The organism is Caulobacter sp. Root1472 (assembly GCF_001426985.1).
GTDB classification, from domain to species: domain Bacteria; phylum Pseudomonadota; class Alphaproteobacteria; order Caulobacterales; family Caulobacteraceae; genus Caulobacter; species Caulobacter rhizosphaerae.
Genome location: NZ_LMFX01000033.1, coordinates 1 through 15305, shown reverse-complemented (window position 1 = coordinate 15305; position 15305 = coordinate 1). Strand labels below are relative to the sequence as shown.

Genomic DNA, 15305 nt, shown 5'->3' with positions numbered 1-15305 from the left:
AAGCGCCTGGCGGCGCCGCTGGCTCGTGAATTCCGCGTAACCGCGCCGATCAGAGGCTTTCGACCGTCAGGTTGCCGTTGGTGTAGACGCAGATCTCGGCGGCGATGGCCATGGCGCGGCGGGCGATCTCCTCGGCCGTCAGGTCCTGGTCGATCAGGGCCTTGGCCGCCGCCAGGGCGTAGTTGCCGCCCGAGCCGATGGCCGCCACCGAGCCGCCGCCGGCGCTCTCGCCCGGCTCCAGCACGTCGCCGACGCCGGTGACCGTGTAGATCGAGGTCGCGTCGGCCACCAGCAGCATGGCTTCCAGCCGGCGCAGGTAGCGATCGGTGCGCCAGTCCTTGGCCAGGTCGACGCAGGCGCGGGCCAGCTGGTCGGGATACTGCTCGAGCTTGGCTTCCAGCCGCTCGATTAGGGTGAAGGCGTCGGCCGTGGCCCCGGCGAAGCCGGCCACCACCTTGCCGCCGGCCAGGCGGCGCACCTTGCGGGCGTTGCCCTTGACGACGGTTGGGCCCATGGAGACCTGTCCGTCGCCGGCGATCACGGTCTGTCCGTTCTTGCGCACCGCCAGAATGGTGGTGCCGTGCCAGTCGGGGAAGGAAGTCGAGCTTTGCATGGCTTCGCATGTGGCGAGGCCGGGCACGAGGGTCAAGCGCCATGAGTTTTTCCGACGCCGAGGTCGAACGCTACGCCCGCCACCTGGTGCTGCGCGAGATCGGCGGCCCGGGTCAGCAGAAGCTGAAGGCGGCGCGCGTGCTGGTGGTCGGGGCCGGGGGGTTGGGCGCGCCCGCCGCCCTCTATCTGGCCGCCGCCGGGGTCGGGACCCTCGGCCTGGTCGACGCCGACACGGTGTCGCTGTCCAACCTGCAGCGCCAGGTGCTGTTCGCCACCGCCGACACGGGCCGACCCAAGGTCGAGGCGGCGGCCGAGCACCTGGCGGCCCTGAACCCGCACCTGACGATCGAAACCCACCCGGTATGGCTGGGTGAGGCCAATGCTCGGGCGGTGGTGTCCCGGTATGACCTGGTGCTGGATGGCACGGACGACTTCGCCACCCGCTTCGCGGTCAGCGACGCTTGCCTGGCCGAGGGCAAGACCCTGGTCAGCGGCGCCCTGGGCCGCTGGACCGGCCAGGTCGGGGTGTTCCAGGGACGGCCGTGCTACCGCTGCCTGGTGCCCGAGATCCCGCCCGACGCCGAGACCTGCGCGATGGTCGGGGTGGTCGGGGCCCTGGCCGGGGTGATCGGGTCGTTGATGGCCTTGGAGACAGTGAAGGTCATCACCGGCGCCGGCCATACCCTGGCCGGCCGCCTGCTGATCTACGACGCCCTGGCGGCGGAAACCCGCACGGTGCGGATCGGCGCGGACCCGGCGTGCCCGAGCTGCGGCGGCTAGGCGAGAGGCGCGGTGAAAGCGGTCTCGATGTGGGTGATCGCCGCATTGAGGATGGTCTTGGTCGTGAAGACGTCCCAGCCGCGGTGCCCCACCCATTTGATGTCCAGCCGCTTGGCGGGGTTGCCCGCCGCCTTCAGGGCCTTGGCCATGCGGTTGGACTGTTCGATCGGCACGACGTCGTCGTGCACGCCGTGGATCAGCATCACCGGCGCGATGATTTCCTTGGCGCGGAAGGCGGGCGAGCTCTGTTCCAGCAGGGTCTTGTCGGCGACGGGGTCGCCGATCGTCTCCAGCACATAGGTGTAGGCCGGGGAGTCGCCGCCGTCCTCACGCTTGGTGTAGGCCACCATCGCGGGCAGGTCGCTGACTCCCGCGATCGAGACCACGGCGCGATAGACCTTCGGGGTCTTCACCGCACCCATCAACGCCGCGTAGCCGCCATAACTGGCCCCGCAGATGGCGATGCGGCGTGGATCGATTCCGCCTCTGGCGGTGACGGCGGCCAAGGCGTCCTCGATGTCGTTCTGCATTTCCGTGCCCCAGCGCTTGCGCCCGGCGTCGGCGAAGGCCTTGCCGTAGCCGGAGGAGCCCCGGAAATTGACCTGCAGCACGTACCAGCCCTTGGCCGCGAAGGCCTGGACGAACTGGTCGAACCCATAGGCGTCGCGCGCCTCGGGGCCGCCGTGCGGGAAGATCACCAGGGGACGGGGTCCGGCCACCGCGCCGATCGGGGTGGTCAGGTAGGCTGTCAGGTCCAGCCCGTCGCGGCTCTTGAGCTTGAGGATCGAGGTCGGCGCCAGGCGGCCGGAAAGCCAGGGCCGCGTCTCGCCCAGCGGGGTCAGGGCGCCGGAAGGCTTGTCGTACAGCCACAGCGAACCGGCCAGGGTAGGACTGCTGGCGCCGACGACGAAGCGGCTGTGGTCGAGGCTGGCGTCGACGAAGCTCAGATTGACGTCGTTCTTGAAGTAGGATTGCAGGCCTCGATAGTGCGCCTTCAGGGTCTGGTCGAAGAAGATGTAGTCTTCACGATCCTCCACGAAGCTGGCGGCCAGCAGGCCGCCGCGTTCATCCATCACCACGCTGTCGATGTCGCGATCGACTCGTGACGCCATCACCTCGGCCAACTTCAGGGTCTGAAGGTCGAAGCGCTGCAGGACCCGGTCGCCGCCGCGCTCGTGCTGGGTCGTCACCAGCATCACGCCGGCCTCCGCCGTGGCGCCCACTACGTTGAAGTCGGAGATCTGCTCCAGCTCGTTGCGGCGCAGCTTGCGGTACAGGGTCCAAGCGGTTTGACCCGGCGGCCGGGTGTAGATCCAGACGACGGTGCCCCGCCGGTTGCTGTCGAGGCGGATGACCGGCTGGCCGTTCTGGGTGCGCCAACCATAGGTCTGCTGCGCGCCGCGCTCGAAGAAGGTCGCCTCGCCGGTATAGATATTCACCTTGAACAGCAGCAGGCAGCCCTTGTCGTAGTCCCAGGCCTGCATCAGCACGTTCTTGGGGTCATCGACCAGCAGATCGACGATGGAGCCCAGATCGGCCGCTCGGGACACGGGCCCGCCCTCGCTGCCGAACAGGATGGCGGTCTCCGCGCCATCCAGGCTGATGGACAGGACCCGGATCTGGGGCGAAGGGAAGAGCAGGTCGCCATAACGTTGGCCGGTCGGCGTGCCGTCGGGATTCTTGTGAATGAAGATCCAGATCAGCAGACGTTCGTCATTGGCCCATTCCAGCTGCTGAACGTCGTAGTCGCCGATCAGCACGACCGTCGGCGGATCGCGGGGCCGGTCGGCGGACTGCAGCAGCACGTAGGCCTTCATCAGCTCGCCCTTGCGCTCCATCCGCAACGAGGCGAGTTGGCGACCGTCCGGCGAAAGGGCCGCGCCCAGCAGGGTGGGCGGCGTCAGAATCTCGTCGAGGGTGGGTGATGTGACGGCCTGGGCGGATGCGCCGCCCGCCATGGCCGCCAAGGGCGACGCCGTTGCGCCCGCCAGGACATGGCGTCTGGAAATCATGATCAGTCCCCCAACTCAACTTCAGCGAAAGAAGAGTCTCAGGACCGAAAGGTCAAGCTCCAGTCACAGCATCGACGGGATCACCCGGTCCGGCGGCCGGTGGCCGTCCATGAAGGTCTTCACGTTGACGATGACCTTCTCGCCCATGTCGATGCGGCCCTCGACGGTGGCCGAGCCCATGTGGGGCAGGAGCACGACGTTGGGCAGCTTCAGGAGCTTGGGGTTGATGGCCGGCTCGTGCTCGTAGACGTCCAGGCCGGCGCCGGCGATCTCGCCGCGGGCCAGCATGTTGGCCAGCGCGCCTTCGTCGATCACCTCGCCGCGGGCGGTGTTGACGATGATGCTCTGCGGCCGCAGCAGCTTGAGCCGGCGGGCCGACAGCAGGTGGTAGGTGGCCGGGGTGTGCGGGCAGTTGACCGAGATGATGTCCATGCGGGCCAGCATCTGGTCCAGGCTTTCCCAGTAGGTGGCTCCGACCTCTTCAGCGATGCGCGGGCTGACGGGCTTGCGGTTGTGGTAGTGCACCTGCATGCCGAAGGCCTTGGCGCGGCGGGCCACGGCCTGGCCGATCCGGCCCATGCCGATGATCCCCAGGCGCTTGCCCCACAGGCGGCGGCCCAGCATCCAGGTCGGCGACCAGCCGTGGAAGCCGCCGGCCTTGACCACCTCGGCGCCTTCGACCACCCGGCGCGAGGCGGCCATGATCAGGGTCATGGTCAGGTCGGCGGTGTCCTCGGTCAGCACGCCGGGCGTGTTGGTGACGATGATGCCCCGGGCGTTGGCGGTGGCGACGTCGATATTGTCCACCCCGGCCCCGAAATTGGCGATCAGCTTGAGCCGGTCGCCGGATCGCGACAGAAGTCGTCCGTCAATGCGGTCGGTGATGGTCGGCACCAGCACGTCGGCCTGGTTCATGGCCTCGACCAGTTCATCGGCCGTCAAGGGTTTGTCGGTGACGTTCAACTGGGTGTCGAACAGCTCGCACATCCGCGTCTCCACCGGATCGGGGAGTTTGCGGGTGACGATCACTTTGAGCTTGCGAGCTGACATGAGCGGTTCGAAAAGCCTTCCGCAATTGGGTGTTTCCCAGGCGGGTGTTCGAAATCTGTAGCAAAGGGGCCCCATGGGGCCAAGCAACATGCCGAGGAATCGCAAACATCGTTCGCTCGGCGCCCTGGCCCTGGTCGCGCTCGGCTCGGTGAGCCTGGGCGGCGGGGCCTGGGCCCAGGCCCCGAAAGTCACGCCGTCCGGCATGGAGGTGCCGCGCTACGTGTCGCTGAAGTACGGCGAGGTGAACGCCCGGGTCGGGCCGGACGAGGCGCACCGCCTGCTGTGGATCTACAAGGTCAAGGGCCTGCCGGTGCAGGTGGTGGCCGAAACCCGCGAGTGGCGCAGGATCTGCGATCCCGAGGGCAACCTGGCCTGGGTGCACAAGCGCACCACCGACGGCCGCCGCACCGCCATGCGGGTGCAGGCCAGCCCCCTGCCGCTCCGCGCCCAGCCCAAGGCCGGCGCCCGGGTCGAGGCCTATCTGGCGGGCCGTTCGACCGCCAATCTCGACCGTTGCGAAAAGGGCTGGTGCAAGCTGAAGGCGGGCGGCGAGTCAGGCTGGGCTCCGGAGGCCGAGATCTGGGGCGCCGCGCCCCAGGTCCAGTGCAAGGAATAGGCGCATTTTCGCGCCGCCGGAGCGCCGGGCGTTCACAGGCGTTACTGAAAGTAACATTGAGGCGCGGCCCGCCGCCGTGCTAGGGCGAGGCCATGCAACAAAGTTCCTACACCTTCGACGAACTCCTGGCCTGTGGTCGCGGCGAGCTGTTCGGCCCCGGCAACGCCCAGCTGCCGGCGCCGCCGATGCTGATGTTCGACCGCATCGTCCGCATCGAGTCCGAGGGCGGCAAGTACGGCAAGGGCTATGTCGAGGCCGAGTTCGACATCAATCCGGACCTTTGGTTCTTCGCCTGCCACTTCATCGGCGACCCGGTCATGCCGGGGTGCCTGGGCCTGGACGCCATGTGGCAGCTGGTCGGCTTCTTCCTGGGCTGGTCAGGCGGTCCCGGCCGCGGCCGCGCCCTGGGCGTGGGCGAGGTGAAGTTCACCGGCCAGGTCACGCCGGACGTCAAGAAGGTCACTTACAAGATCGATCTCAAGCGCGTCATCATGCGCAAGCTGGTCATGGGCATCGCCGACGGCGTGGTGGAGGCCGACGGAAAGCCCATCTACGAGGCCAAGGACCTGAAGGTCGGTCTGTTCACCGCGGACCAAATGGCGTCTTGATCCACCTGTAGGGCGGCCGTCCAGAGCCGCCCCTTCTGGACCACGGGGAAGAAAAGAGGATTGTTCATGCGTCGCGTCGTCGTCACCGGACTGGGGATCGTCTCGTCCATCGGCAACAACGCCAATGAGGTGCTCGCCTCACTGCGTGAAGCCAAGTCGGGGGTGGTCTCCGCGCCGGACTATGCGGAGCTGGGCTTCCGCTGCCAGGTCCACGCCACGGTCAAGCTCGACAGCTGGGAAGCCCTGGTCGATCGCCGCGCCGCGCGCTTCCTGGCGCCCGGCACGGCCTATGCGCATATCGCCATGGAACAGGCGATCGCCGACGCCGGCCTGGAAGAGGCCGAGATCTCCAACGAGCGCACCGGCCTGATCGTCGGCTCGGGCGGCCCGTCCACCCGGGTGATCGTCGAGGCCGCCGCCACCACCAAGGAAAAAGGCCCCAAGCGCATCGGCCCGTTCGCCGTGCCCAAGGCCATGAGCTCGGGCCCGTCGGCGGTGCTGTCGACCTGGTTCAAGATCCGCGGGATCAACTATTCGATCAGCTCGGCCTGCGCGACCAGCGCCCACTGCATCGGCGCGGGCGCCGAGCAGATCCAGATGGGCAAGCAGGACATCGTCTTCGCCGGCGGCTGCGAGGAGCTGGACTGGACCCTGTCCAACCTGTTCGACGCTATGGGCGCGATGAGCAGCAACTTCAACGACCGGCCTGCCGTGGCCAGCCGCGCCTATGACAAGGACCGCGACGGCTTCGTGATCGCCGGCGGGGCCGGCATCGTGGTGCTGGAAGAGTACGAGCACGCCAAGGCGCGCGGGGCCAAGATCTATGGCGAAGTCGTGGGCTACGCGGCCAATTCCGACGGCTACGACATGGTCGCCCCGTCGGGCGAGGGCGCGGCGCGCTGCATGAAGATCGCCATGGCCGAGGCCGGCGGCCGGACCATCGACTACCTGAACCCGCACGGCACCTCCACGCCGGTGGGCGACAGCAAGGAGATGGGCGCGGTCCGCGACGTGTTCGGCGACAAGGCCCCGCTGATCTCCTCGACCAAGTCGCTGACCGGCCACAGCCTGGGCGCGGCCGGGGCGCAGGAGGCGATCTATTCGATCCTGATGCTCGACAACGGCTTCGCCGCCCAGAGCGCCAATATCGAAAACCTCGATCCGGAGTTCGCCGACCTGCCGATCCTGCTGGAGCGCTCGGACAAGCCGCTGACCACGGTGATGTCTAACAGCTTCGGGTTCGGCGGCACCAACGGCACGCTGATCTTCAGCAAGGCCGACTGATCCGGCGGCGGGTTTCCGGACCCCCGATGACCGCCCGCCAGGCCTACGACCTCTATCGCGACGGCCGCATGGCCGAGGCCGCCGCTCTGTGCGAGCGGGTGGCGGCCGACGATCCGGGCTCCGTCGAAGCCTGGCACCTGCTGGGCGCGGCGCGCCTGGCCCTGGGCGACGCGGCCTCGGCCCTGGCCGCCCTGGACCGGGCCCTGGCGCTGGATCCGGTCCGCGCCGGGGTGCTGTCGGCCCGGGCCGCCGCCCTGGTCGCGCTGGGCCGCGACGACGAGGTTCTGGCGGCCAGCGAGGCGGCCCTGGCCCGCGATCCGGACAATGCGACGGTGCTGAACGCCCGGGGGGTGGCCCTGCGCCGCCTGGGCCGTCCCGCCGAGGCGCTGGCGACCTATGACAAGGCCCTGGCCGCTTCGCCCGGCTTCGTCGACGCCCTGTGCAATCGTGGCGTGGCGCTGTCGGACCTGGGACGGTTCGAGCAAGCCCTGGCCGCCCACGACCAGGCCTGCGCCGCCGTTCCGGACCACCCGCAGGCCCTGGCCAACCGCGCGGGCCTGCTGATGCTGCTGGGCCGCCCCGTCGAGGCGGCGCGGGACCTGGAGCGGGTCCTCGCCCGCGATCCCCGCCGTCCCCGCGCGCTGGGCGACCTGCTGTACGCCCGCCGCCAGGTCTGCGACTGGCGCGACGACGCGGCCCTGCTGGCGGCCATACGAGACGAGCTCGAAGCCGGTCGCCCCGCCATAGGTCCATTCGCGGCGCTGTCCGCCTTCGACGACCCCGCATCGCATCGCCTCGCCGCCGGCCTGGCCGCGCCGCCTCCCGCGCCCGCGCGGGTCTGGCCGCCGCGTCCCCCGGGCGAGCGAATCCGCGTCGCCTACCTGTCGGCCGACCTGCACGACCACGCCACGGCCCGGCTGATGGCCGGCCTGCTGGAGGCCCACGACCGCAAGCGGTTCGAGATCCTGGCCCTGTCCTATGGCCCCGATCTGGGCGGCGCCCTGCGTGAGCGGATCGACGCGGCGTTCGAGCGGCGGATCGACGTGCGCCGCCTGTCGGACGCCGCCGTCGCGGCCCTGGCCCGTGACCTGGGCGTGGACATCGTGGTGGACCTGAAGGGCCATACCCAGGACGGCCGGCCCGGGATCCTGGCCCATCGGGCCGCGCCGGTGCAGGTCAGCTGGCTGGGCTATCCGGGAACCCTCGCCGCGCCCTATGCCGACTATGTGATCGCTGACCCGGTGGTGTCGCCGCCGGGCGCCGAGGCGGACTGGAGCGAGGCGGTGGTCCGCCTGCCGCTCTATCAGCCCAACGACGGCCTGACGTCCTTCGCGGCGAGGCCGACCTGCGCGGACGCCGGCCTGCCGGACGGGGTCTTCGTCTTCGCCTGCCTGAACAATCCGGCCAAGATCACGCCCGAGGTCTTCGCCGCCTGGACGACGGTGCTGCGGGCCGCGCCGGGATCGGTCCTGTGGCTCTACGAGGGCTCTCCGGGGGCGGCGGCCAACCTGCGATCCCATGCGCGGGCGGCCGGGATCGATCCCGACCGCCTGGTGTTCGCCGGTCCCGCGCCGCACGCCGAGCACCTGGCCCGCCAGACCCTGGCCGACCTGATGCTCGACACCTGGCCCTACGGCGCCCACACCACGGCCAGCGACGCCCTGCGCATGGGGATTCCGATCCTGACCGCGCCGGGGCGAAGCTTCGCCAGCCGGGTGGCCGCCAGCCTGCTGACCGCCCTGGACCTGCCCGAACTCGTCGCCGACGACGTCGAGTCCTATGTCGCCGCCGCGGTGCGGCTGGCCGGGGATCCGGCGGCGCTGGAAGCCTTGAAGGCCAGGTTGGGCAGGGCGGTGCGGAATGGACCGGTGTTCGATCCCGCTGTCTTCGCCCGGCGGCTGGAAGCGGCTTTCGAGGCCCTCTACGCCCGCGCCCAGGCAGGCTTGCCGCCCGCCGGCTTCGACATCGATCCCGTCTGAAGGGTTCCGCAGGAGGACTCCTCCTGCTAGCTAGCGCTCAAGGATTCCAGGAGAGCCAAGCCATGGCCGACGATTACGCATTCCCCAAGGGCGAGCTGATGCGGGGCAAGAAGGGCCTCGTCATGGGCGTGGCCAACCACAATTCCATTGCCTGGGGCATCGCCAGCCAACTGGCCGCCCAGGGCGCCGAGATGGCGTTCACCTATCAGGGCGAGGACCTGGAGCGGCGCGTGCGGCCGCTGGCCGAGAGCATCGGCGTCACCACCATGATCCCGGCCGACGTCACCGACGACGCCTCGATGGACGCGGCCTTCGCCGCCATCGAGGCCAAGTTCGGCACGCTGGACTTCGTGATCCACTCGGTGGCCTTCGCCAACAAGAACGAGCTGAAGGGGTCGTTCGTCGAGAACACCACTCGCGAAGGCTTCCTGACGGCCCTGAACATCTCGGCCTTCAGCTTCGTCGATGTCGCCAAGCGCGCGTCGCGGATCATGCCGAACGGCGGCTCGATGGTCACCATGACCTATCTGGGCTCCGAGCGGACCATCCCGAACTACAACACCATGGGCGTGGCTAAGGCCGCCCTGGAAGCGGCGACCCGCTACATCGCCCGCGACCTGGGTCCCAAGGGCATCCGCGTCAACGCCATCTCGGCGGGCGCCATGCGCACCCTGTCGCTGGCCGGCATTTCGGGCGGCCGGGGCATGATCGCCCAGGGTCGGGCCTTCAGCGCCATGAAGGAGGACACCTCGATGGAGGGCGTCGCCGGCGCCGCCCTGTGGCTGGCCTCGGACCTGGGCCGCTCGACCACCGGCGAGGTGGTCCACGTCGACGCGGGCTTCCACATGATGGGCATGCCCGACGAGGCGGAGGCCTAGCAACCTCTACGGCGCGTAGGCCCGCATGAAGCGCTGGGCGGCTTCTCGGGCGACGCCGTCGAACTCCGCCGCCGTCTTGTCGGACGGCAGGCGCAGCAGGGACCGCAGCTGGCTGTGGCCCATGACCATGCCCGAGAAGAACTCGGCCGCCTGATCGAAGTCCTCGACCTTCAGGCGGCCGAGCTGGGTTTCCACCTCCAGGAAGGCGGCCAGCTGGCGGCGCGCCTGGCGCGGCCCGGCCTCGAACACCTCCTGGGCCACGTCGGGCATTTCGCCGGCGCCCTGGATGATCACCCGCAGGATCGAATAGCTCTTGGTGGTGGTCACCGTCTCCAGCATCGAGCGGGCATAGGCCTCCAGCGCCTCGCCAGGATTGTCGATCGCGCCGGATTCCCGCAGCGGGGCGGTGATCGCCGCCACGCGCCGGGCCATCAGGGCCCGGACCAGCTCGGCCTTGGAGCCGTAGTGGTTGTAGACGGTCTGCTTGGAGACGCCCGCCTGTCGGGCGATGGCCTCCATCGGCGCGCCCAGGCCGCGTTGGCCGATCACCTCGACGGCGGCGTCGAGGATGGCTTCGGTCTTGGCGACGTCGATCTGTCCTGCAACTCTAGGCATGGGCGACTCTAGGCATCAGTGCGCGTCCGAAGGCGGGGGAGGGGCGTTCTTGGCCGGCTTGGCCAGCAGCGAGACGACGGCGGCGGCGAAGCAGCCATAGGCCAGCAGGGTGAAGCTGTCGCCGAAGGCCAGCACCGTGGCCTGCTGGCTGAGCATGCCGCCGATGGCCTTGCGCGCCGCGCCGTCCGGATCGGAGACGCCCAGCTGCTGCATACGCGCGGCCAGGCCCGCCATCATGCCGGCGATCCGGGCGTCGCCCTGACCCAGCTCGTCCGACAGGCCCATGTAGTACAGCGCCGTCTGGTTGGTGATCGTCGTGGCCAGCAGAGCCAGGCCGATCGCGCCGCCGGTGTTGCGCGCCAGATTCACCAGGCCCGAGGCGTTCTTGACCATGTGCGGGGGCAGGGTGCTCATCGTCACCTGCTGGGTGGCGATCATGGCGATCATCACGCCCACGCCCCGGCAGGCCTGGACTCCGGCGAACTCCCAGAAACCCCAGTCCTTGGTCACGCCATGGGCCATGTACATGCCGAAGCCCGCCAGCGTGAAGCCGATGCACATCGGGATGCGCGGATCCATCTGGCGCACCAGCCGGCCGGCGATCGGCCCGGTGGCGAACATCGACAGGCCCGAGACCACCATGGTGGTGCCGACCTCGGAGGCCGAATAGTGCCGCACCCGGCCCAGGAACTGCGGCAGCAGGAAGGTGCCGCCGAACAGGCTGGCCCCCGACACGGCGGTCATGGCCACGCCGACGCTGAAGTTGCGGTTGGCGAAGGCCCGCAGCTCGACGATCGGGTTGCGATAGCTGAGCGAGCGCCAGATGAAGACCGCGCCGGTGACGCAGGCCAGCACGGTCAGGCCCAGGATGCCGCTGTCCTCGAACCAGCCGTCCTTGGAGCCCTCCTCCAGCACGAACTGCATGCTCATCAGGAAGGTGGCCATCACCGCCAGGCCGAACCAGTCGAAGCCCTTGGCGAGGCTGGGGTCGCCCTTGTCGAACTGGCCCCAGCGGGCCACGCCGAACAGCACGACCAGGCCGGTCGGCACGTTGATGAAGAACAGCCAGCGCCAGCTGAGCCATTCGGTCAGGTGCCCGCCCAGGGTCGGGCCCACCGTCGGGGCCAGGGTGACGATCAGGCCCATGATCACGCTGGCCGTGATCCGCCGCTCGGGCGGGAAGGCGGTGAAGGCCACGGCGAACACCGTCGGGATCATCGCCCCGCCGATGAAGCCCTGCAGGGCCCGGGTCAGGATCATCATGTCGATCGACGAGGACAGCCCCGTCAGCACGCTCATGACCATGAAGCCGGTGCACGAGATCAGGTAGACGCGCTGTGTCCCCCACAGCCGCGACAGATATCCCGACAGCGGGATCATCACGACCTCGGGGATCAGGTAGGCGGTCTGGATCCAGCTGACCTGGTCGGCGCTGGCCCCCACCCCGGCCTGGATCTGCGGCAGCGAGGCCGCCACGATCTGGATGTCGAGGATGGCCATGAACTGGCCGATGACCATGGCCCCGAAGCCGAGGAGCAGTTTGGTCCAGTCGATCTCGGCCGCCGATTTCGCGGCGGGCGGCGCGGACTGGGCGGGGAGGGCGGCGTCGGTCATGGCGGCGATCCTGGACCGCGCCCTAGCGCGCCTGGCCCTGCTGGGCGTACTGGGCCGCGCCGGGCAGGCCGGCCTCGGCGAAGGTCGGGCCCGAGCGGTCGCGGACGTCGACCTTGACGTCGACCGACAGGCCGGGGCGCAGGGCCGAGCCCAGCGGCGACTTGTCGACCACGATCTTCACCGGCAGGCGCTGGGTGATCTTGGTGAAGTTGCCGACGGCGTTCTCGACCGGGATCAGGGCGAACTCCTGGCCGGTGGCCGGGGCGAAGCTGTCCAGCTTGCCGTGGATCACGCTCTTGCCGAAGGCGTCGGCCTTGATCTCCACCGGCTGGCCCACGCGCAGGCGGGCCACCTGGGTCTCCTTGAAGTTGGCGACGACATAGCCCTGGCCGACCGGGACGACCGACATCAGGGCCACGCCCGGCTGGACCAGCTGGCCGGGACGCACCGAGCGGGCGCCGACGACGCCGGCCACCGGGGCGCGGATCACGGTGCGGTCAAGGTCGATGCGGGCCTGCTCGACGGCGGCGCGGGCCGCGGCCGCCTGGGCGACGGTCTGGGCGCGGGCCGAGCCCAGGGACTGGGCGGCGCGGCGCTCGGCCTCCAGGGCCGCCTGGGCGCTCTGGACGGCGGCGGCCGACTGGGCGGCGCTGGCCTGGGTGGTCTGGACCTTCTGGGTCGAGACCCAGCCCTGCTTGGCCAGGGCGTCGTAGCGGATCAGGTCGGCCTTGGCCCGGCCCTGGTCGGCCTGGGCGCTGGCCACGCCGGCGGCCCGCTGGGCGATCATCGCCTGCTCGAGGGCGGCCTTGTCGTCGACGCTCTGGATGGCCGCCTCAAGGGCCTGGGCGTTGGCGATCGCCTGGTCCAGCTTGGCTTGCAGCGGCGCGGGGTCGATACGGGCGACGACCTGGCCGGCCTCGACACGCTGGTTGTCGGCCACCAGCACCTGCGCGACATAGCCGGAGACCTGCGGGCTGACCTGCACGGTGTCGGCCTGGACGAAGGCGTTGTCGGTGGTTTCGTAGCGTTGCTTGTCGACGAACCACAGCCCGCCGCCGACGACCAGCGCCACGACGGCCGCGCCGCCGACGATCAGGGGAACGAGCTTCTTCTTGGAGGCGGTGGCCATGGACTTAAGGATCCCGAAATCAACCCGATGGACCGGGGCGATATATCGGACCTTCGTCCCGGGCAAGGGATAAATGGACGCACTCGTCCAAAAATCAACCGCGTCCGGACGGAAAGCTCAAGGTCGCGTCAACAGGTCGCGCGCCCTGGCCAAGGCCGGCGCGCCCAGCCAGGTCGCCGCGAGCGATTAGGCGTCTCCGGCCGCCAGGGCGGCGCCGCGCTCAAGCACCTCGTCACGGCCGGCCCGAAAGCCCGCCAGCGTCTGCGCGACAGGAACGGTCGGAATGATCCCGACGCCGTGGTGGCGCGAGCCGTCTTGCTTGCGAACCCGCATGCCGGTGAACACCACCAGGAAGCCGCCCGGCAGCCAAAGCGGGTTGATGTTGCCGTTGGTTCCCGCCGTCGGCCCGCCGACGATCGGACCCAGCTTCTCGCCCTCGAACGTGCCCGCCCAGCTTTCGGCGTAGCTGATCGAGCCGCCGGAGGTCAGCAGCACCAGCCGCCCGGGAAAGCGCGGCTCATGCGGCGCCATCACCCAGCTGCCTTCGCCGTCGAAGACCACGTTCCGGCCGTCCGGTTCGGTGACGATCGGCTTCTCGAACCGCGGCGAATGCAAGGTCCGGTCGCTGAGATGGTAGAGCAGCATCCTCGCCGGCCCGGACGGATAGCCCCGGTCGTCGAGCACGATCCCTCGCGCGGCCGCCAGTTGAGTCATCCGCGTCTGGAGATCGTCGTCGGTGACCCGGGCCAGGTCCACATAGACCACGCCCGGCCTCGGCTCCGAGAAGTTCGCCACGGCCGACTTCGACGCCAGGGCATATACGGTCTTCCACGGCGCCGCCGCGAGGCTCGCCGTGAACGGTCGTCCGTCCGGCGTCTCGCCCTGGAGAACAGCGGGCGTCCCGTCGGGGCGCTCCTGCAGGCGCTGCAGCGACTTGAACCGCAGCCACTGCGGCGTGGCCGCGCAGATTTCCGGGTCCAGCATCGCGAGCCGCTGGCGCACATCGACGCCGTCGATCCGCGTGACCACCGCGCCCACCGTCAGGTCCTTGGCGTCGTCGGGCAGGGCGGTGATCACCAGCTGGTCCTCGATCCACGACCAGCCAATGGGCAGCCCCTTTTCGGCCGAGCGGTAATAGACGTTGCCGTGGCCGTCGCGGAGCGTGGCGACCATCCGGGCCAGCGTCAGGCGGAAAGCCTGTCCGTCCGGATCCCTGGCGGCGCTTCGCAAGCCCTCGGACAGCGCCGCATCCCAGTCGCCCGCGGTGTCGAGGTACGGATAGAAGTGGTGCAGGACGCCCCAGGCCAGGATCACGGCCGCCAGATGCACCCGGCGCTCGTCCGCCGGATAGGCCCGGGCTGCGGTCGCGGCGGCCGCCAGGGTCGGGGCCTCGAACGCGGCGGGCATGGCGTTGGCCGTCGTCGGCATCAGGGCGCTGACGCCGCCGCCAAGGCTCAGCGGTAGCACCCTGGGCCGGCCGTCCGCGACCGCTACCCGGGCGGCGTGGTAGGTGGAAGGCGAGGTCAGGGCCGCGCCCCAATGCTTCCACATGACCAGCGTTCCGGCCGCCGGCGGCGCGTCCGGCCTGGCGGCGGGCGGCGTCGAGGCCGCATACAGCTTCAAGGTCGGGGCGAGCGGCCGGAAGACGGCTTCGAACCGTGCGACCAGTTCGGCCGGCGAGCGCGCCGCCTCGACGGTTTCGACATGCGAGACAGCCAGCGCGCTCCAGTCGGTCGCGGCGGCCTCGTCGGTCGGGTGGAAGAAGCGGACATAGGCGAGCAGGCGCGCGAAGGCGGTCAGGTTGGCCTCGCCGCGCGCCGACAGCGCACGGGGAGCTTCGGTCGCGGCGGCGGCCTGCGACGCGACCAGCGCGCTCGGCAGGGCGGTCAGTATCTCCCGGCGGTTCATGGGTGTGTCCCTAGCTCCGCCCCCCAAGCGCTACTGGAAAGCGGCGCTGGGGCGAAACTGTGGCGCTTCACAGCCCTGGGTAGATTTTCCGATACGCCGGGCGTGGTCCCCGCCGTGCGACCTAGCTGTCGAAGCTATGAAGGTTGTTCACCCGGGGAGCGGCTGAGAAGCTGGGGTTGCGAAGCTCCAACCTTGGCCGGAGGTCTCCCCGGATGAACGT

13 protein-coding genes are annotated in these 15305 nt (G+C 69.8%); 6 read left to right on the top strand and 7 right to left on the bottom strand.

Annotation, left to right across the window (positions count from 1 at the left end; translation table 11 throughout):
* Window positions 1–49: 49 nt before the first annotated feature.
* Window positions 50–649, bottom strand: coding sequence for an ATP-dependent protease subunit HslV (gene hslV / locus ASD47_RS18890; RefSeq protein ID WP_162251678.1), 600 nt, complete (start codon window positions 647–649; stop codon window positions 50–52).
* 5 nt (window positions 650–654) lie between these two features.
* Here hslV and ASD47_RS18885 point away from each other — a divergent pair, with 5 nt between their 5' ends.
* A complete protein-coding gene (locus ASD47_RS18885; RefSeq protein ID WP_056759850.1) occupies window positions 655–1392 on the top strand; it encodes a molybdopterin-synthase adenylyltransferase MoeB in 738 nt (245 codons plus the stop codon).
* Here the strand turns inward: ASD47_RS18885 and ASD47_RS18880 are convergent.
* The gene (locus ASD47_RS18880) at window positions 1389–3404 is read right to left on the bottom strand and encodes a S9 family peptidase (protein WP_082564694.1); all 2016 of its coding nucleotides are present in this window, start codon (window positions 3402–3404) and stop codon (window positions 1389–1391) included. The two genes, ASD47_RS18885 and ASD47_RS18880, sit on opposite strands and share 4 nt — an antisense overlap.
* Window positions 3405–3467: 63 nt before the next feature.
* Window positions 3468–4454 carry a D-glycerate dehydrogenase gene (locus ASD47_RS18875; RefSeq protein WP_029589390.1) on the bottom strand — a complete coding sequence of 329 codons (987 nt, stop codon included), beginning with the start codon at window positions 4452–4454 and terminating at the stop codon, window positions 3468–3470.
* An 88-nt stretch (window positions 4455–4542) separates the two neighbouring features.
* On the opposite strand from ASD47_RS18875, the gene ASD47_RS18870 reads away from it, so the two are divergent.
* The 5 genes from ASD47_RS18870 to ASD47_RS18850 all read left to right on the top strand — a co-directional run bounded on the left by ASD47_RS18870 (window position 4543) and on the right by ASD47_RS18850 (window position 9819).
* Complete coding sequence (locus ASD47_RS18870; protein WP_056759846.1) at window positions 4543–5070, top strand: SH3 domain-containing protein; 528 nt, start codon at window positions 4543–4545, stop codon at window positions 5068–5070.
* A 92-nt stretch (window positions 5071–5162) separates the two neighbouring features.
* The gene (gene fabA / locus ASD47_RS18865; RefSeq protein ID WP_056759841.1) at window positions 5163–5678 is read left to right on the top strand and encodes a 3-hydroxyacyl-[acyl-carrier-protein] dehydratase FabA; all 516 of its coding nucleotides are present in this window, start codon (window positions 5163–5165) and stop codon (window positions 5676–5678) included.
* A 66-nt stretch (window positions 5679–5744) separates the two neighbouring features.
* The gene (gene fabB, locus ASD47_RS18860; protein WP_056759887.1) at window positions 5745–6962 is read left to right on the top strand and encodes a beta-ketoacyl-ACP synthase I; all 1218 of its coding nucleotides are present in this window, start codon (window positions 5745–5747) and stop codon (window positions 6960–6962) included.
* A gap of 26 nt (window positions 6963–6988) precedes the next feature.
* Window positions 6989–8941, top strand: coding sequence for a tetratricopeptide repeat protein (locus ASD47_RS18855; RefSeq protein ID WP_056759840.1), 1953 nt, complete (start codon window positions 6989–6991; stop codon window positions 8939–8941).
* 62 nt (window positions 8942–9003) lie between these two features.
* Entirely contained in the window at window positions 9004–9819 is an 816-nt protein-coding gene (locus ASD47_RS18850; RefSeq protein WP_019848730.1) for an enoyl-ACP reductase, read from the top strand.
* A gap of 6 nt (window positions 9820–9825) precedes the next feature.
* On the opposite strand, the gene ASD47_RS18845 is transcribed toward ASD47_RS18850, so the two are convergent.
* The 4 genes from ASD47_RS18845 to ASD47_RS18830 form a co-directional block, all read right to left on the bottom strand.
* A complete protein-coding gene (locus ASD47_RS18845) occupies window positions 9826–10434 on the bottom strand; it encodes a TetR/AcrR family transcriptional regulator (RefSeq protein ID WP_056759839.1) in 609 nt (202 codons plus the stop codon).
* Window positions 10435–10449: 15 nt separating this feature from the next.
* A complete protein-coding gene (locus tag ASD47_RS18840) occupies window positions 10450–12048 on the bottom strand; it encodes a DHA2 family efflux MFS transporter permease subunit (protein WP_056759838.1) in 1599 nt (532 codons plus the stop codon).
* 22 nt (window positions 12049–12070) lie between these two features.
* Window positions 12071–13177 carry an HlyD family secretion protein gene (locus ASD47_RS18835; RefSeq protein ID WP_056759837.1) on the bottom strand — a complete coding sequence of 369 codons (1107 nt, stop codon included), beginning with the start codon at window positions 13175–13177 and terminating at the stop codon, window positions 12071–12073.
* 186 nt (window positions 13178–13363) lie between these two features.
* Window positions 13364–15085 carry a S41 family peptidase gene (locus tag ASD47_RS18830; protein ID WP_056759836.1) on the bottom strand — a complete coding sequence of 574 codons (1722 nt, stop codon included), beginning with the start codon at window positions 15083–15085 and terminating at the stop codon, window positions 13364–13366.
* Window positions 15086–15305: the final 220 nt, after the last annotated feature.